Consider the following 204-nt stretch of genomic DNA (forward strand, 5'->3'; position numbering starts at 1 on the left):
CGAAGCCGTGGCAGAAAATCAGTGACCCTGAATGAGAATACAGGCCACTAGGAAAAGAAGAGGGTTGCTATGAAGCCTGTAAAGATACCGCGCCGGGTCGATGAGCCCCCGCATCTGCTGTTGTGGAGCGCAGATGAGTTGGCCCCGATGCTTTTGGGGCTAACGATAGGGGTCATCATCGGTAAGGCCCTGATCTGCTTTCTG

General features: G+C 54.4%; 1 protein-coding gene. It reads left to right on the top strand.

Annotated features, from left to right (window positions below):
* Window positions 1-69: 69 nt before the first annotated feature.
* The coding region (locus tag BHE89_RS04455; RefSeq protein ID WP_216080985.1) for a type IV conjugative transfer system protein TraL at window positions 70-204 on the top strand (135 nt) is incomplete at its 3' end.

It is taken from the genome of Shigella sp. FC1967, from assembly GCF_001743005.1.
In the GTDB taxonomy this organism is placed as follows: Bacteria; Pseudomonadota; Gammaproteobacteria; order Enterobacterales; family Enterobacteriaceae; genus Proteus.